This window comes from Streptomyces sp. NPDC014676 (assembly GCF_043084105.1).
GTDB lineage: Bacteria > Actinomycetota > Actinomycetes > Streptomycetales > Streptomycetaceae > Streptomyces.
In genome coordinates this window covers 70,549-85,944 of record NZ_JBIBZI010000005.1, presented here as the reverse complement: position 1 = coordinate 85,944, position 15,396 = coordinate 70,549, and the positions used below count along the sequence as shown (strand labels likewise).

At 71.4% G+C, this 15,396-nt stretch carries 18 protein-coding genes; 12 read left to right on the top strand and 6 right to left on the bottom strand.

Translation table 11 applies throughout. The annotated features are described in order from the left end of the window. The first annotated feature begins 17 nt into the window (after positions 1-17). The 3 genes from ACF1DX_RS15810 to aztD all read left to right on the top strand — a co-directional run bounded on the left by ACF1DX_RS15810 (position 18) and on the right by aztD (position 3,536). Positions 18-1,262 (top strand): hypothetical protein, encoded by a 1,245-nt coding sequence (locus ACF1DX_RS15810; protein WP_391791747.1) that lies wholly within the window; start codon positions 18-20, stop codon positions 1,260-1,262. Next, a complete protein-coding gene (gene aztC, locus ACF1DX_RS15805; protein WP_391791746.1) occupies positions 1,259-2,218 on the top strand; it encodes a zinc ABC transporter substrate-binding protein AztC in 960 nt (319 codons plus the stop codon). The genes ACF1DX_RS15810 and aztC overlap by 4 nt, the downstream gene beginning before the upstream one ends. A gap of 103 nt (positions 2,219-2,321) precedes the next feature. Continuing rightward, positions 2,322-3,536 carry a zinc metallochaperone AztD gene (gene aztD / locus ACF1DX_RS15800; RefSeq protein ID WP_391791745.1) on the top strand — a complete coding sequence of 405 codons (1,215 nt, stop codon included), beginning with the start codon at positions 2,322-2,324 and terminating at the stop codon, positions 3,534-3,536. A gap of 105 nt (positions 3,537-3,641) precedes the next feature. On the opposite strand, the gene ACF1DX_RS15795 is transcribed toward aztD, so the two are convergent. From ACF1DX_RS15795 to ACF1DX_RS15780, 4 genes are all read right to left on the bottom strand, one after another. Beyond that, positions 3,642-3,950 carry a hypothetical protein gene (locus ACF1DX_RS15795; RefSeq protein WP_030872040.1) on the bottom strand — a complete coding sequence of 103 codons (309 nt, stop codon included), beginning with the start codon at positions 3,948-3,950 and terminating at the stop codon, positions 3,642-3,644. Positions 3,951-4,044: 94 nt separating this feature from the next. Next, complete coding sequence (locus ACF1DX_RS15790) at positions 4,045-4,848, bottom strand: SDR family NAD(P)-dependent oxidoreductase (RefSeq protein WP_391791744.1); 804 nt, start codon at positions 4,846-4,848, stop codon at positions 4,045-4,047. A gap of 215 nt (positions 4,849-5,063) precedes the next feature. Further along, positions 5,064-5,633, bottom strand: coding sequence for a DUF6328 family protein (locus ACF1DX_RS15785; protein ID WP_391791743.1), 570 nt, complete (start codon positions 5,631-5,633; stop codon positions 5,064-5,066). 277 nt (positions 5,634-5,910) lie between these two features. Beyond that, positions 5,911-6,501, bottom strand: coding sequence for a TetR/AcrR family transcriptional regulator (locus ACF1DX_RS15780; protein WP_391791742.1), 591 nt, complete (start codon positions 6,499-6,501; stop codon positions 5,911-5,913). 148 nt (positions 6,502-6,649) lie between these two features. Here ACF1DX_RS15780 and ACF1DX_RS15775 point away from each other — a divergent pair, with 148 nt between their 5' ends. The 6 genes from ACF1DX_RS15775 to ACF1DX_RS15750 all read left to right on the top strand — a co-directional run bounded on the left by ACF1DX_RS15775 (position 6,650) and on the right by ACF1DX_RS15750 (position 10,714). Continuing rightward, positions 6,650-7,384 (top strand): SDR family oxidoreductase, encoded by a 735-nt coding sequence (locus tag ACF1DX_RS15775; protein ID WP_391791741.1) that lies wholly within the window; start codon positions 6,650-6,652, stop codon positions 7,382-7,384. Further along, positions 7,381-7,587: a hypothetical protein gene (locus tag ACF1DX_RS15770; RefSeq protein WP_391791740.1), complete on the top strand. Its 207-nt coding sequence runs from the start codon at positions 7,381-7,383 to the stop codon at positions 7,585-7,587. The genes ACF1DX_RS15775 and ACF1DX_RS15770 overlap by 4 nt, the downstream gene beginning before the upstream one ends. A 150-nt stretch (positions 7,588-7,737) precedes the next feature. Further along, positions 7,738-8,127 carry an SRPBCC family protein gene (locus tag ACF1DX_RS15765; protein ID WP_391791739.1) on the top strand — a complete coding sequence of 130 codons (390 nt, stop codon included), beginning with the start codon at positions 7,738-7,740 and terminating at the stop codon, positions 8,125-8,127. Then, positions 8,124-8,972: a helix-turn-helix domain-containing protein gene (locus ACF1DX_RS15760; protein ID WP_391791738.1), complete on the top strand. Its 849-nt coding sequence runs from the start codon at positions 8,124-8,126 to the stop codon at positions 8,970-8,972. Before ACF1DX_RS15765 ends, ACF1DX_RS15760 begins: the two co-directional genes overlap by 4 nt. A 691-nt stretch (positions 8,973-9,663) precedes the next feature. Next, a complete protein-coding gene (locus ACF1DX_RS15755; RefSeq protein WP_391791737.1) occupies positions 9,664-9,906 on the top strand; it encodes a DUF5302 domain-containing protein in 243 nt (80 codons plus the stop codon). Positions 9,907-10,120: 214 nt separating this feature from the next. After that, positions 10,121-10,714: an SDR family NAD(P)-dependent oxidoreductase gene (locus tag ACF1DX_RS15750; RefSeq protein WP_391791736.1), complete on the top strand. Its 594-nt coding sequence runs from the start codon at positions 10,121-10,123 to the stop codon at positions 10,712-10,714. A gap of 256 nt (positions 10,715-10,970) precedes the next feature. On the opposite strand, the gene ACF1DX_RS15745 is transcribed toward ACF1DX_RS15750, so the two are convergent. Beyond that, on the bottom strand, positions 10,971-12,125 hold the full coding sequence (locus tag ACF1DX_RS15745) for a helix-turn-helix domain-containing protein (RefSeq protein WP_391791735.1): 1,155 nt from the start codon (positions 12,123-12,125) through the stop codon (positions 10,971-10,973). 53 nt (positions 12,126-12,178) lie between these two features. On the opposite strand from ACF1DX_RS15745, the gene ACF1DX_RS15740 reads away from it, so the two are divergent. Genes ACF1DX_RS15740 through ACF1DX_RS15730 form a run of 3 tightly spaced genes read left to right on the top strand, consistent with a single transcriptional unit; the run spans position 12,179 to position 14,206 of the window. Beyond that, the gene (locus tag ACF1DX_RS15740) at positions 12,179-12,832 is read left to right on the top strand and encodes an HD domain-containing protein (RefSeq protein ID WP_391791734.1); all 654 of its coding nucleotides are present in this window, start codon (positions 12,179-12,181) and stop codon (positions 12,830-12,832) included. Between the two features lie 2 nt (positions 12,833-12,834). Further along, the gene (locus ACF1DX_RS15735) at positions 12,835-13,446 is read left to right on the top strand and encodes a DJ-1/PfpI family protein (protein WP_391791733.1); all 612 of its coding nucleotides are present in this window, start codon (positions 12,835-12,837) and stop codon (positions 13,444-13,446) included. A 28-nt stretch (positions 13,447-13,474) separates the two neighbouring features. Continuing rightward, a complete protein-coding gene (locus ACF1DX_RS15730; protein ID WP_391791732.1) occupies positions 13,475-14,206 on the top strand; it encodes a DJ-1/PfpI family protein in 732 nt (243 codons plus the stop codon). A gap of 866 nt (positions 14,207-15,072) precedes the next feature. Here the strand turns inward: ACF1DX_RS15730 and ACF1DX_RS15725 are convergent. After that, a complete protein-coding gene (locus tag ACF1DX_RS15725; protein WP_391791731.1) occupies positions 15,073-15,252 on the bottom strand; it encodes a hypothetical protein in 180 nt (59 codons plus the stop codon). Positions 15,253-15,396: the final 144 nt, after the last annotated feature.

The window sequence follows — 15,396 nt, the reverse complement described above, 5'->3', positions numbered from 1 at the left end:
GAAAGACCTGAGAGGCGATGTCCTTGTCCGTCCGAAAAAACGTCACTGCCGGGGCGCCGGCCGCGCTCGTGGCCCTCGCGCTGCTCACCGCGGGCTGCGCCGGGCAGGACGACGACACGTCCTCCCCGAAGGGGAGTCCCACGGCCTCCGCCACCCCGCACGGGTACGTCGAAGGGGCCCAGGAGGCGGCCGAGCAGCAGTCACGGCTGATGCTCAACGACCCGGTCACCGGAGACACCCGGATACTGGACCTGATCACCGGCAAGACGCACGAGACGTCCCGGACGACGGGCACCACGGACCTCACCACGGACGGCCGGTTCGGCTACTTCCGCACCGAGGACGGCACCCGCGTCCTCGACGGCGGCGCCTGGACGGTGGACCACGGCGACCACGTGCACTACTACCGCGCCGCGATACGCGACGCCGGCAGGTTCCCGGCGGGCGCGCGGGTGCGGGGCGACGCGGCTGTCACCGCGGTGACCGGTGAGGACGGCCGGGCCACGGTCCACCGCCGGGCCGACCTGGAGGAGGGCCGCGTCGGCTCCCCCCGCACGCTTCCCGGAACCCACGCCGGGGCGGTGGTGCCGTACGCGGAACACCTGCTGACCCTCACCGGCGAAGGGAAGGGCGGCACGCCGAAGCTCGCGGTGTACGACCGTGCGGGCGGGCGCGTGACGTCCCCGGACGCCACCTGCGAGGACCCGGCGGGCGACGCCGTCACCCGGCGCGGTGTCGTCTTCGGCTGCGCCGACGGCGCCCTGCTGATCCGCGAGGACGACGGGGACTTCACGGCCGAGAGGATTCCGTACGGCCGCGACCTGCCCGCGGGGGAACGGGCGTCGTCCTTCCGCCACCGCGCGGGCAGCGACACCCTCACCGCACCGGCCGGGGACCGGGCCGTGTGGGTGCTGGACGTCACCGAACGCACGTGGACCCGCGTGGAGACCGGCCCCGTCGTCGCCGCCAACACCGCCGGAGAGGGCTCCCCGCTGCTCGTCCTGGAGACCGACGGGGCACTGCACGGCTACGACACCGCCACCGGCGAGCCGGCCGCCCGGACCGAGCGGCTCCTCACCGGAAACCTGCGGGCGGGCACCGGCGGACGCGGACCCGTGATCGAGGTCGACCGCAGCCGCGCCTACCTCAACGACCCGGAAGGCAGCCGCGTGTACGAGATCGACTACAACGACGGCCTGCGCGTCGCCCGCACCTTCGACCTGGACATGAAGCCGGCGCTGATGGTGGAGACCGGACGATGACGACACCGAGGCGAACCGTTCTGCGGCTGCGCCGCCTGTCGGCGGCCCTGATCGCCCTCGTCTGCGCGAGTACGGCCACCGCCTGCACGAGCGGCGACGAGCGGCCCCGGGTCGTGGTGACGACCAACATCCTCGGCGACATCACCCGCGAGGTCGTCGGCGACGAGGCCGACGTCACCGTACTGATGAAGCCCGGCGCCGACCCGCACTCCTTCGGCCTGTCGGCCGTGCAGGCCGCCGAACTGGAACACGCCGACCTGGTCGTCTTCAACGGCCTGGGCCTGGAGGAGAACGTACTGCGGCACGTGGAGGCCGCCCACGAGTCCGGCGTCGCCACCTTCGAGGCCGGCAGGGCGGTGGACCCGCTCACCTTCCGGAAGCAGGCCGACGGAGGCCCCGAGGAGGAGGCCGGGCAGCCCGACCCGCACTTCTGGACCGACCCCGACCGCGTGCGCGAAGCCGCCGGTCTGATCGCCGACCAGGTGATCGAGCACGTGGACGGCGTCGACGAGGAGGCGGTCCGGGACAACGCCGAACGCTACGACGCACAACTCGCCGGCCTCACCACCTGGATGGAGAAGTCCTTCGCCGGCATACCCGAGGACCGGCGCGCCCTGGTGACCAACCACCACGTCTTCGGCTACCTCGCCGACCGCTTCGGCTTCCGGGTGATCGGCGCGGTCATCCCCAGCGGCACCACCCTGGCCTCACCCAGCTCCTCCGACCTGCGCTCACTCACCGAGGCCATGCGCGAAGCGGGCGTGCGCACCGTCTTCGCCGACTCCTCCCGGCCCACCCGCCTGGCCGAGGTCCTGCGCACGGAACTCGGCGGCCAGGTACGCGTCGTCGAGCTCCACTCCGAGTCGCTGACCGGGAAGGGCGGGGGCGCCGACACCTACCTGCGGATGATGCGCGCCAACACCGAGGCCATGACCGACGGCCTGACCACCGGCTGAACCCGCGCCACCGTGCCGGACCGGCACGACCGGCCGACACCACCCACCACTCATCACCACCACACCGACGCCGCGCCCGCGCGGCCGGAAGGAAACACACACAGTGAACAAGTCGATACGCAACAGAGCCGTCTCCGGTACGGCCCTCGCCCTCGCGGTGTCCGCGGTCCTGACCGCCTGCGGGGGAGGGGACAGTGCCTCGTCCGACACGAAGGCGGCGAAGGCGGCGAAGGCGACGCCCGGCGCCACACCCGCAGGCGACGTCAAGGACCCGCTGGTCGCCACCTTCGACGGGGGCCTGTACATCCTGGACGGCGAGAGCCTCGAACTCACCGGGACCATCGAGCTGCCCGGCTTCAACCGGGTCAACCCCGCCGGAGACGACGACCACGTCATCGTCTCCACCGACGCGGGCTTCCGCGTCCTCGACGCCACCGGGCAGACCCTCACCGGCATCACCTACGAGGGAGCCAAGCCCGGACACGTCGTACGGCACGCCGGCAAGACAGTGCTCTTCACCGACGGCACCGGAGAGGTCAACGTCTTCGACCCCGCCGGCCTGAGCAGTGGCAAGAAGCCGGAAGGACGCACCTACACCTCCGCCGAGGCGCACCACGGCGTCGCCATCGAACTGAGCAACGGCGAACTCCTCACCACCCTCGGCACCGAGGAGAAGCGCACCGGCGCGCTGGTGCTGGACAAGAACGACAAGGAGATCGCGCGCAACGAGAACTGCCCCGGCGTCCACGGCGAGGCCGCGGCCCAGGGCGAGGCCGTCGCCGTCGGCTGCGAGGACGGCGTCCTGATCTACAAGGACGGCGAGTTCACCAAGGTCGACGCCCCCGACGACTACGGCCGCATCGGCAACCAGGCGGGGAGCGACGCGTCACCGGTCCTCCTGGGCGACTACAAGACCGACCCGGACGCCGAGCTGGAACGGCCGACCCGCGTCTCCCTCATCGACACCCGGACCGCGAAGCTGCGCCTGGTCGACCTCGGCACCAGCTACTCCTTCCGCTCACTCGGACGCGGACCGCACGGCGAGGCGCTCGTCCTCGGCACGAACGGAACCCTCCACGTCATCGACCCCGCGACCGGCGAGGTGGAGAAGGAGATCCCCGTCGTCGACGCGTGGCAGGAACCCCTCGACTGGCAGCAGCCCCGCCCCACCCTCTTCGTCCGCGACCACACCGCGTACGTCTCCGAACCGGGCGAGCGGAGGCTCCACGCCGTCGACATCGAGACCGGCGGGAAACTGGCGTCGGTGACCCTGCCGAAGAGCACGAACGAACTCTCCGGCGTCACCGCCGGCCACTGACGGCCGGCCCGGCAAGGCGACGGCGCCCCGGCCCGCCGGCCCGGTCCGGCACGGCCGGGGCGAGGACGCCATGGTCCGCGGTGGACTGCCCGGCCGCCCGGTCGCTCACGGCCGGGGGTTCGTGCGGTGCCACCGGGGACGGGCATCGCTGCCGCGGCGTCCTGCGACGGAGGCACAGCGGGGGCACACGCGCCGGACGCGGTCCGCCGCGCCTCCGGATTCGGGGAAGGTGTCCTGCCAGACCACATGCGGAAAACGGATCAGTTCCGAGCGGCTCAGGGACAACCCGCAAACGGTCTGGTTCAGGCCCGGCTCCCAGGCATGCACCTCGCCCGCGGGCAGCCGGCGACGGCCCTCTTCCTGGTCCGTCCACTGTCCGGTGGCGGCTACGGCGTACCGCTTCACGCGTGTCATGACGTTCCCTCCTGGTCGTCCGTGGTACCCGAGCCGTCGGATGTCACGCCGGACGCACGCCGTACGCGGTCGTCCGCCGTGCGGACGAGCCGGGTCAGCTCCCGCCCCGGCGGGCCGCCGTACGGATCGCCAGTTCGGCCTCCGCCAGACCGTCGATCAGGGCCGGGTCCCCGAGCCCCGGTACACACACCACCTCGCCGGTGTCCAGCGCGGCCAGTGACGCGTCGACGACCTGGTCCACGGGCATGCCGCCGTCCTCGTGCACGGACGGGTCCCGCCCCGGCACGGGCTTGTCACCACGCGACCGGTGGAACTCGGTGGCGGTCAGCCCGGGGCACAGCACCTGGATCCGCAGTGGTGTGCCGGCGAGTTCGGCGGCGAGCGTGCGGGTGAAGGTGACCACATAGCCCTTGGTGCCGCCGTACACCGCGCGTTCGGGCAGCGGACGCGGCGGCAGCGCGCCCGCGAAGGCCAGCTGCGAGGCCACGTTGACCAGGGTGCCGCGCCCGCGTTCCAGCATGGCCGGGACCGCGGCCCGCGTGAGCGCGGTGACGGCGAGGACGTTGATGTCGAGGATCTTCTTCATGAGTTCCGGTTCGAGTCCGGCGAACGGACCGTAGCCGTTGATCCCCGCGTTGTTGAGGAGGAATCCGATGTCGTCGCCCGCCGCACGCCGCGTCACCCGTGCCAGGCCGTCGGGTTCGGACAGATCGGCCACGAGGGTCTCCACCGCGGTGTCCGTCGCCTCACGCAGCCGCCGCGCGAGGTCGTCGAGCCGCTGCGCCCTTCTGGCCACGAGGACAGTGTCCCACCCCTGGGAGGCCAGCCGTCCGGCGTAGGCCGCGCCGATGCCGGAGGAGGCTCCCGTCACCAGGGCCGTGCCACGTCGTGTGCTCACTGGTGTGCCGCCTTCCGTGCCGACGGTCCGCGGATGTCGTGACCGGTGACAGGCGTCCCGGACGAAAGCGCCGTACGTGAATGAAACCGGAGGTCACGCATGAGTACCCGCCGCACCGGGTGCCGGAACACGGCACCTGGAGGAAACTCCTGACGGGCAAGGCCGTCCTCGGCGACGAGCCGGAGGCGCCCCGCCCCCCGTGTACCGCCGGAGCGTCATGAGCCGCCGGTGCGCGAGCGCCGGGCGGCGCGGTGCCGCAGGCGTAGTGGCAGTGCGTACCAGCACAGGCCGAACCACAGCATGACCGCGCCGACGAGTACTTCGGCGAGGACGCCGGGGACCACGAAACGGAGGATCAGCAGGAGTGTGCAGCCGATGGTCAGCGCGAGGAGGACCATGCCGCACATCATCAAGCGGCAGGCGGCATCCACCACCTCGTCCTTCATCCGCTGTCCGGACAGGAAGCGGTGGATGGAGACGGGCGCTATGAGTGATCCGGTGGCCGCGGCACCGAGTACCACGGTGGTGACGTAGATGGCGTGGTCCAGTGTCCCCAGCTCCCGGAACAGCGGGGTGAAGGCCACACTGAGCAGGAACCCGAAGAGGATCTGCACGCCGGTCTGGGTGACCCGCGTCTCCTGCAGGATCTCGTTCCAGCGGCGGTTGACCCGTTCACGCGGTGTTTCCGGCGCTTCGGCACCGGGGCCCGGGCCGTGGCTGTCGTGGCGCGCGCAGCAGGCGGTTTCCTCCCCCGTCGTCTCGACCGGCTGCTCCGTCATGGTCATGGCGTCCTCCCTGTGTCCAGGCGGCTCGTCTGCCCCGTCCTCACTCCCTTCATGCAGTTCAGGGACATGATCGGGTCGCTCGGGTCAGCACATGGTCAACACCGGGCGCGGGAGCGTTCCGGCTTGCCGGCCTGATGGCCACCGCGGCGGGCCCTGAGCGCGCATGTCTGCCCCCCGTTCGAGAGGGTTCGCTTCGTGGCTCGGTCGAGCAGGACGGCGGTGCGGGAGGCGGCCCGCGCCCGCGGGCGGAACCGTGCGCCGGTCGATGAGCCGGCGGTCAGAGTTCGCCGGGCTGTGGTGGCACGGGGCGCAGTCCGTCCAGAGTGAGGTCGATGAGGCGCTCGGCCTGATCGCGCTGGTCAGGTCTGGCCGAGGTGAGGGCGATGCCGGTGAGGGCGGCGAACATGTCGGCCGGGCTGATGTCGGAGCGGATCTCACCGGCCGTGGTACCGGCCTCCATGAGGGAGGCGAGGGCCGCCTGGATCATCCGGTGGCTCTCGTTGTACGGGTCGGTGCCCGAAGCGACAACGGCTTGCAGGGCGTCGGCCATGCCGAACTTGGCCGTGACGTAGTCCATGAAGTGTCGCGTCCACGCGCGCAGGGCCTCGTGGGGCGGCATGGCGGCCAGCAGGCCGGGGACGGCGTCGCACAGCCGGGCCAGTTCACTGCGGTAGGCCGCCTCGACGAGGGCCTCGCGCGTGGGGAAGTTGCGGTAGAGGGTGCCGCTGCCGACGCCCGCTTCCTTGGCGATGCGTTCGAAGTGGGCGTCCAGTCCCTCTTCGGTGAAGACGCGCACCGCGGCGGCCAGGATCCTGTCCCGGTTGCGCTGGGCGTCGGCCCGCAGCGGACGGTGTGGGTCGCGGGGCATCGGGGGCCTTTCAAGGTCACGGTTGCCAAGTGGAGGCGTCGCCACTTACGGTGGTTCTAAGTGGAGGTACCTCCACTTTCATTCTAGGGCACGCGCACCGCAGCCCTCGCGCGTGTTCTGACAGCACCGTCCGAAGGGGCTTTTCAGCATGTCCGGAATCGCAGGCAAGGTCGTGGCCATCACGGGCGCGGGCGGTGGTATCGGTGAGGCGACCGCGCTCCTGCTCGCCGGGCGGGGTGCCAGAGTCGTTCTGGGAGCACGTCGTACGGAGCGACTTCAGGCGCTGGCCGCCCGCATCGAGCGGGCCGGTGGCCAGGCGGGCTGGGCCCGCACGGACGTGACACGGCGCGCGGATCTCGCCGGCCTCGTCCGCGTGGCGCGCGAACGCTTCGGAAGGCTCGATGTCCTGGTCAGCAATGCGGGCGTCGGCCTGATCTCTCCCCTGGACGAACTCCGCGTCGAGGACTGGGAGGAGATGATCGACGTCAATCTCAAGGGCGTGCTGTACGGGATCGCGGCCGCGCTGCCCGTCTTCCGTGAGCAGGGGTTCGGGCACTTCGTCCACACGGCGTCCGTGGCGGGGCTGAGCATCAGCCCCACGATGTCGGTGTACGCCGGCACGAAGAACGCCGTCCGCGCCGTCTCCGAGGGGTTGCGGCAGGAGGCCGGGGACAGCCTGCGGGTCACCGTCGTCTCCCCGGGATTCGTCCGCACGGACTTCGCGGACTCCATGCTCCCGGCGCTGCGGGAGCGGATCGTCGAACAGATGGAACAGATGGGGCTGCCGCCGGACGCGGTGGCCCGCGCCATCGCGTTCGCCATCGAGCAGCCCGAGGGTGTCGACGTGGGAGACATCGTCGTCCGCCCCACCGCCCAGGCGTGAAGCACCTGTCGGAAGTGAGCCACGGTGCCGTGCGCGGCCACGGTGCCGTCACGGCGCCGGAACTGACCGCGGACCAGGTCATGCGCGTGATCGCGGCATTGGAAGCGGCGTGGGCCCATGACAGCGACGCGTCGGCCGCTGTGGTGGGTGGTGGGCGGGACGGCACACGGCGAACACGACGAGACCGCGAGGGTGTGTACTGACAGGTGTCTGCCTCGGGCAGGCGCCGGCCGCGATGCTCGTGCCATGACCAAAACGAGTGTTCCGGTCACCGTCTTCGTCCGTACGACGTCCAGCCCCGCGCACACCTACCAGGTCATCGTGCCGATCGACCTCGCCCAGGTGTTCAAGCCATGGGGACCGTCCCCGGCGTCGCGGAGGTGCGCGACCGGACCGGCATCTGGAACCGGCCGGGGACGTCGCGCCAGACCTGGTTCACCGACGGCTCCAAGGCCGACGAGCGGCTTACCGAGCTCGCGGAGGGGCACGGGTTCGCCTATGAGCTGAGTGGCTTCACCAACGTGCTGGCCAAGCTGGTCTCCGGGGTGCGCGGCGAGTGGTCGTTCCTGCCCGACGGCACCGGCACGTCGATCCGGTGGACGTACGACTTCCGGCCGCTGCCGGGCCGCCGCTGGATCGTCGCGGGGCCGTTCAAGCCGCTCTGGACCCGCTACATGCGCGCCGCACTCACCAGGATGGTGACCGTGGTGCGGGAAACGCCCGATGGCATCATGAAGGAGTGAGCGACCTGAGCTTCGGCGCCTCGCTGCGCGGCTGGCGCGACCGCCTCGACCCGGCCGACGCCGGCTACGCCCGGCCGGCCCGCCGACGAGCCCCCGGCCTGCGCCGCGAGGAACTCGCCGAGCTCGCCGGCCTCTCCGTGGAGTACGTGCTGCGCCTGGAGCAGGGCCGGGCCACCCATCCCAGCGCGCAGGTGGTCTCGGCCGTCGCCCGCGCGCTGCGGCTCACCCCGGCCGAACGCGACCAGCTCTTCCGCGCCGCCGGCCTGCTCGCCCCGCGCGACCACACCGTCGGCACTCACGTGCCGCCGAGCATCCGCCGTCTCGTCGTCCGCCTCGGTGACCTCCCCATCGGCGTGTTCGCCGCCGACTGGAGCCTGCTGTGGTGGAACGACATGTGGACGGCTCTGCACGGCGACCCGTCCGGCCTGCCGCCCGCCGAACGCAACCTCGCCCGCGCACTCTTCGGCACGGGGGAGGGGCGCTGGCACCTGCGCCCCGTCTCATCGGCGGCCGGACAGGACGCGTTCGAGACGGCGATCGTCGCGGACCTGCGCGAAGCGGTCGCCCGCTACCCGGCCGACCCGGAGCTGGCCGCACTCGTGGACGGGTTGCGCAGGGCCTCGCCGTTCTTCGGTGAACTGTGGGCCGTGGCGGGCATGGAGCAGCTGACCGGAGACCTGAAGACGATCAGCCATCCCGAGCTCGGCGACGTCACCCTGGACTGCGACGTGCTGACCGTGCCGGGAGCCGACCTGCGCATCGTCACCTACACAGCGGCCCCGGGAACCCGCGGCGCCGACCAACTCGATCTCCTGCGTGCGTTCCGGCTCAGCGAAGCCCGCTGACCATCGAGGCGCCGGGGAACTCATTAGTCCCCGCATGTTCCGGGACGGCTGTCCGAACCGACGCCTGGTCGGTGGGATCACGTCGGTCTGGTTCGTGCGGAAACGCAGGCAGGAAGCCTTCTCCTCGCCGTGGAGCGATGTTCCTCACAGTCCTTGCGTCCGACGCGTGCCTGCGGAGGCTCAAGAACGCCCTTGACCTGCAGAAGCAGGCAGGGAGCCGTCTTCCAGGAGTCCGGCATGCTGCGCGCCATGTTCAGGTCCAAGATCTAGCGTTTGATCGTTTCCGCAGGTCAGAGTCCTGATTGCCGCCTCCGGGCCAGCAAATGGTCAGCATGGGGCCGGACGGTGTCCGGCTTGCCTACCTGCCCCTGCTGCCCCGCCCGGCGCCCTGACGTGGGTCCACGCAGAGGGAAAGAAGACGGAGCAGTCCGTTGCCGAGGCCCACCAGGAACTCGGTCAGCGGACGGTCGCGGGATACGCGAGGCGGTCGGGGAGTGAACGTCCTGGCCACGGGATCGGCAACCCTCGGCCCGGCCCGAAGCCGTCCTGTGCGCCTCACTCACCAGGCGAACGCCCTCGACCGCGAGAGGGACACCCGTCGAAACGGAGCAGGATGATGTCGTCGGCGCCCCGCACCGCGCCCGGCATGACAAGCTGTGCTTGCCCGTCCCCCCGAACCCAGGAGGTCACCATGACCGCAGAGCCCGTGTCGACGGAAGGTTCGGAGCCGGCTGCCCCCGAGGCGCCACCTCTGGCGCCGGACAGCGACGGCAACTACGACCTCAAGCGCAAGTTCCGCGAAGCCCTGGCACGCAAGCGCGGCGCGCAGGCGGACGCCGCCGCTGTCGCCGCCAACCCGGATGCGTCGAAGGTGCGTGCGGCGCACGGCCCGGCTGCGAGCCAGCGGTCGTTCAGGCGCAAGAGCGGCGGCTGAGCAGATCGGTCCCGGGAGCCGGCCGCTTCACCAGCGCTCCGAGCGCCGCCCGCTCGCGCATCCCGTGCAGTGGCCCGCAACGTGCGCATACCCCTGTGCGCGTTGCGGGCGAGGCGTGGACGAACTCGGATGACTTCCGGGCCCGACCGGCCCAAGGGCAGCCATGCCGTGACCGTCGATCACCAGCAGGCGCCGCACCTCGTGTGCGCTCATCGTGCGCAGGATCTCCTGCGCGCCGTCGTCGGCGCCGACGGTGACGGCCTCGCCCTGGGCCGGTTCCCCGGCCGGACGACCGGTCGGCGATTCGCCCGTGGGGCACCAGGCCGACAGGACCGGCACACGGTCTCTCGCCCTGATCACCGGCGCTTCCGGCGGGATCGGATACGAACTGGCCCGGCAGTTCACCGGGCACGGCCACGACCTCGTGGTCGACGCCGAGGACGAACGGCTGGAGTCCGCCGCGCGCCGCCTGCGGGAGACGGATGCGCGGGTACGTCCCGTACGCGCCGATCTCCGGACCCGCGAGGGTGTGGAAGGACCGCTCGCCGCGGTCGGAGGGCTGACGGTCGGCCTCGCCGCCCTCGACGCGGGGGTCGGCCGGGGTCTTCGTGGACACCGGCTCCGCCGACGACCAGGCCGTCATCGATCCGGACATCACCGCGACCGTCCGGCCAAGCCGCTGCCGCACGCCGTGGTGGCGCGTGGCGCGGGCGGGTCGGGTATCGGGTCGGCGGGGCGATCCACGAGCCCGGCTGCATGGCGCCGGGCTCGGCGAAGTTCCCTGTCAGCAGCCAGGTCAGCTTGTTGAGGTAGGACACCGGCGTGCTGTCGGGACCCTGCCGCACGCCCAGGGCCCCGTACGCCGACACGCTGGAGGCGGTGCCGATGACGCGGGCCGTCGGGCGCAGCAGGTCCTCGTCCACGTCGCAGGTCCGCGCGCGGCGGGCGACATCCACCGTCCCCAACTGCTCGATGACGGTTTCGGCGCCGGTGGTGCGGGCGGTGAGGAAGGCGTGGTCGAGAAGGTCTTCCTGGACCAGGACGCCGAGGAGGCCGGCCAGGCATCAGGCGTCGGTGCCGGGCCCGACCTGGAGGTGGATGCCGGCGAGGCCGGCGGTCTCCGTACGGACCGGATCGATGACGATCACCGTGCGGGCGGGGTCCCGGTGCGTCGTTCCCGTCCGGGACGGCGAGGCGGCCGCCGGGCCGGTGGCCGTCGTCGGGGTGTGCGCCTGAGCGGAGTTCGGCCGTGCCGTCGGGGCGAACGCCGCGCGATAGGCGGTGGGTGTCGTCCCGAGGGTGCGCCGGAAGTGCAGCCGGAGGTTCGAAGGGCTGCCCAGACCACATCGGTCGGCTATGTGGTCGACGGCGAGTCCGGTGCTCTCCAGGAGTTCCCGGGCACGGTCGAGCCGGGCGGCGAGCAGCCACCGCAGGGGAGTTGTGCCGGTCTCGGCGACGAACCGCCGGGCGAAGGTCCGCGGCGCCATGTGAGCGTGCGCGGCGAGCAGTGGGACCGTCAGCGGCTCGTGCAGACGGGTCAGGGCCCACGTCCGGGTGGGCGCGAGGGTGACGCCGTACGTGTCGGGGGCCAGCGGCCGTCTGATGTACTGCGCCTGCCCGCCGTCGCGGTGGGGAGCGGAGACCAGGGCGCGCGCCACCTTGTTCGCCGTCCGTGCGCCCAGGTCGCGTCGCACCAGGTGCAGGCACAGGTCGATGCCGGCGGCGACGCCCGCCGAGGTCAGCACCTGTCCCTCGTCCACGTAGAGCACGCGCGGGTCCACCGACACCCTCGGATACCGCGCCGCCAGTTCCTCGGTGTACTGCCAGTGGGTGGTGGCCTTGCGGCCGTCCAGGATCCCGGCTGCCGCCAGTGCGAACGCGCCGGTGCAGATGGACACCAGCCGCCGGCCCCGGGCGTGGGCCTCGGCCAGTGCGGCGAGCACGTCCTGCGGGAGCTCCCGCAGGTGCGGTGCGTACCCCGGGACCACCACGGTGTCCGCGCCGCGTACCGCTTCCAGCCCGGCCGTCACCGTCACGGCGAACCCCGCCGCGGTCGGGACCGACCCCGCTGTCCGTCCGCACAGGGTCAGCTCATAGGGGGCACCGGGCACGGCGATGAAGACCTGGGCCGGGATGCCCAGGTCCAGGGGCAGCACGTCGTCCATGACCAGTACCGCCACTCGGTGCGGTGCGGCGGGGGTGGCAGTTTCCTCTCGCATAGAGGCAAGTCTGCCACTGTCACCGGAAGTTGGCGCGGACGATCATCGATGTCATGACCGACGAGATGACCACCGGCGTCCCGCCGCTCCCCGACACTCCCCTCGCCCGCCGCGCGCTGGCCCTGGTACGCGAGACGGAGTCCACCGCCACCGCCAACCACAGCGTCCGCAGCGCGCTGTTCGCCCGGCTCCGCGCCGACCACCAAGGCGCGGAGCCGGGCCGTGACTACGATCCGGAGCTGCTGTTCCTGGCCTGTGTCCTGCACGACATCGGCCTGACACAGGCCGGTGACCGCCACCAGCGGTTCGAGGTGGACGGCGCCGACACGGCCGCGGAGTTCCTCACCGCGCAGGGCCTGCCCACCGCCGACGTCGACGCCGTCTGGGAGGCCGTCGCCCTGCACACGACGCCGGGCATCGCCGAGCGCCGCGGCACCCTGTGCGTCCTGGTGCACCAGGGGACCGGCATGGACTTCGGCTGGAACACGGACTGTGTCGACGACGCCACCGGGGCCGCGATCCACACCGCCTATCCGCGACTGTCCATGGCCACCACCCTCACCGACGAGATCGTCGCCCAGGCACGGCACCGTCCGGAGAAGGCCCCGCTCTTCTCCATCGCGTCCGAACTGCTGCGGGAGAGATCCGTTCCGCCGCACAGGACCCGGATGGAGACCATGGCCGACGCCGCACGCTGGGGCAACTGATCATGACCACCTACGGAATCCTGCTGTTCGACTCGGCGCAGGAACTCGACTTCACCGGTCCGTGGGAAGTGTTCACCACCTCCTCCGGACTGCGTGACGGCGCGGACGACGTCCTGCTCGTCGCCGAGCGCTCCGCGCCCGTCCGGTGTTCCCAGGGCATGCGGGTACTGCCGGATCACACACTCGGCGACCATCCGCCGCTGGACGTCGTCCTCGTACCGGGCGGTCACGGCGCCCGGGAGGTCGAGCCGCACAACGAGCGGGTCACCGACTGGCTCACCGACACCGCCGCGCGCGCCGCCTGGGTGGTCGGCGTCTGCACCGGGACCTTCCTGCTGCACGCCGCCGGCCCGGCCCGGTCCCGCCGGGTCGCCACCCACTGGCAGTACGAGGACGCGCTCGAAGGGCGCGGCGACGTCACCGTCGTGCGCGACGCCCGCTATGTCGTCGACGGCAACCTGCTGACCAGCCAGGGCGTCTCCGCCGGCATCGACAGCACCCTGTGGCTCGTCGGCCACCTGCACGGGCGCGAGCACGCCCGCGCCGTGCGCCGCGCCCTCCAGTACGACCCGGCACCGCCGTACCTGGCGGACGAGCCTCCCCTCCATCCGTGACCGACCGAGAACCGGAGTACCGACCGAGATGAACCGCCGTACCCTCCTGCACGCCACCACCGCACTCGGGGCCGCGACACTGACGGCCGGCGCCGCCACCCGGGCCGACGCGGCGGTCCCCCGAGCTCCCGGGCGAGACCGTCCTTTACGCGTACACGTCGTCATGTTCGACGGTGTGGAGGAACTCGATTTCACCGCCCCGTACGAGGTGTTCTCCGCTTCCGGCTACTTCGCCGACCGGGAGGTGGAGGTCCGCTACGTGACGCTCGACGGCCCTCGTACCGTCGGGGCCGCCTACGGCACCCGCCTGCGCGTCGACCACGGGTGGGCCCCCGAGGAGGCGGAACTCCTCGTCGTCCCCGGTGGTGGGTACGCGCGCCGCGAGGATCCCGGAGTGTGGGCCGAGATCCGGCGCGGCTCCCTGCCTCGGGCCCTGGCCGCCGCGACCCGTCCCGGCCTGACCGTCGGCGCGCTGTGCACGGGCGTGATGCTGCTCTCCGCCGCCGGGCTGACCTCCGGACGCCCCTGCACCACCCATCATCGAGCGCGGGCCGACCTGGAGCGGCAGGGCGGCGTGCTGAAGAACGCCCGCGTGGTCGACGACGGCGACCTGGTCACCGCCGGCGGGGTCACCTCCGGACTGGACCTCGCCCTGTGGCTGGTGCGCCGGGAACTCGGCGCGGACGCCGCGGTCGGTCTGGAGGAGATGCTCGAGTACGAGGCCCGAGGCACGGTCTGGACGGCACGAAGCCGACGGTGAGCGGGTTTCGGCGGCACCGTTCCGGCCTGTCCGTCACCCTGGGCGGCGTCCGCGACCGCCTGCGGACCTGCCGGGACGTGCTGTCTTCGAACACGGAACACGGAACCGGCCCCCCTGCAGGACCGCGAGACGCTGCCTGAGGTTCCCCCGCTCAGTGCTGTCGCTTTCGTATCCGCGCGCTGTACCTCGACGAACATCCTGTTGTCATCACTCGGGAGCGCGCCGGTTGTTGTCGAGACGTGCAGCGGGACGTTCTGCGGCTCGGGTTCTTCCACTGCCTTCTCCTTGTCGTTGCCTTGCGGCTTGGAGCAGCAGTCTGGGCAGGCGGCCGGAACGCAGCTGCCCACCAGGTGGTAGCGATCTCGATCGACCGGTCACCGTCGGGAGCCTGGTTTGGTTTGAACCACAGGGCTGCCCGGATCGAGTGCCCCACAGGCGACGGTGGGGCAGCAGTCGCAGGTCCACTCGACCGCCCAATGCTTTGGAGCCGGATGAAGCCCCGGACTGCCGGGTGCGTTGAACGACTTCCAGGTCGATGCAGAGGATGGCTCCGTGCTCGACGAAGTGCTTGCCCGGCACATCGTCAGGTAAGTCGGCATCTGGTCGGCATGAGTCCTCGCACACTCCGAGGCAGGTGCTCGAGCGGGTGCTTGGACGGCGATGGCACAACAACCTCATTTTCCGCGGAAGCGCAGGTGGGGAACCTTCTTGCCCAAGAGGGAACGATGTTCCTGAGCATCTTCGAGTGTGAGGAGTGCCGGTGTACAGCGAGCAACGCCCTTGACCCGCAGGAAGCAGGCGGGGAACCGTCTTACAGGAGTCCGAAGTGCTGCGTACTCTGTTCAAGTCCAAGATTTAGCATCTGGTCATTTGCGCTGGTCAGAGGCCGTTTGCATACCCTCCACACCGAGCCCGGACTCGTCCCGCAACAGCTCCACGATCTTCCGGTACCACGGCGACTCACCAGGAGCGGCCAGGGTCCGGTCCGCCTCCTCCTGAAGCTCCTCCACGGCCACCCGGGCCACCTGCTCCCGCTCCTCCAGCAAGCCCTTCACCTAGGGGCGGGGACCGGCGCGGTGGCTCACGGCTCCGTTTCCAGTCCCTGACCCTACTTCAGCAGCGGAGGAAACCGACCACACCCGGTCGGGACGGCGCCTGCTTCGCACAATGGTGCTTTGACCTGCGTATAT

What these genes read in the sequence shown, in the direction of transcription:
- ACF1DX_RS15795 (WP_030872040.1), bottom strand. Translation starts at nt 3,950, where the DNA reads ATGACACGCGTGAAGCGGTACGCCGTAGCCGCCACCGGACAGTGGACG.
- ACF1DX_RS15785 (WP_391791743.1), bottom strand. Translation starts at nt 5,633, where the DNA reads ATGACCATGACGGAGCAGCCGGTCGAGACGACGGGGGAGGAAACCGCC.
- ACF1DX_RS15730 (WP_391791732.1), top strand. Translation starts at nt 13,475, where the DNA reads ATGAACCGCCGTACCCTCCTGCACGCCACCACCGCACTCGGGGCCGCG.
- ACF1DX_RS15740 (WP_391791734.1), top strand. Translation starts at nt 12,179, where the DNA reads ATGACCGACGAGATGACCACCGGCGTCCCGCCGCTCCCCGACACTCCC.
- ACF1DX_RS15755 (WP_391791737.1), top strand. Translation starts at nt 9,664, where the DNA reads ATGACCGCAGAGCCCGTGTCGACGGAAGGTTCGGAGCCGGCTGCCCCC.
- ACF1DX_RS15735 (WP_391791733.1), top strand. Translation starts at nt 12,835, where the DNA reads ATGACCACCTACGGAATCCTGCTGTTCGACTCGGCGCAGGAACTCGAC.
- ACF1DX_RS15765 (WP_391791739.1), top strand. Translation starts at nt 7,738, where the DNA reads ATGGGGACCGTCCCCGGCGTCGCGGAGGTGCGCGACCGGACCGGCATC.
- ACF1DX_RS15810 (WP_391791747.1), top strand. Translation starts at nt 18, where the DNA reads ATGTCCTTGTCCGTCCGAAAAAACGTCACTGCCGGGGCGCCGGCCGCG.
- ACF1DX_RS15745 (WP_391791735.1), bottom strand. Translation starts at nt 12,125, where the DNA reads ATGCGAGAGGAAACTGCCACCCCCGCCGCACCGCACCGAGTGGCGGTA.
- ACF1DX_RS15780 (WP_391791742.1), bottom strand. Translation starts at nt 6,501, where the DNA reads ATGCCCCGCGACCCACACCGTCCGCTGCGGGCCGACGCCCAGCGCAAC.
- aztC (WP_391791746.1), top strand. Translation starts at nt 1,259, where the DNA reads ATGACGACACCGAGGCGAACCGTTCTGCGGCTGCGCCGCCTGTCGGCG.
- ACF1DX_RS15775 (WP_391791741.1), top strand. Translation starts at nt 6,650, where the DNA reads ATGTCCGGAATCGCAGGCAAGGTCGTGGCCATCACGGGCGCGGGCGGT.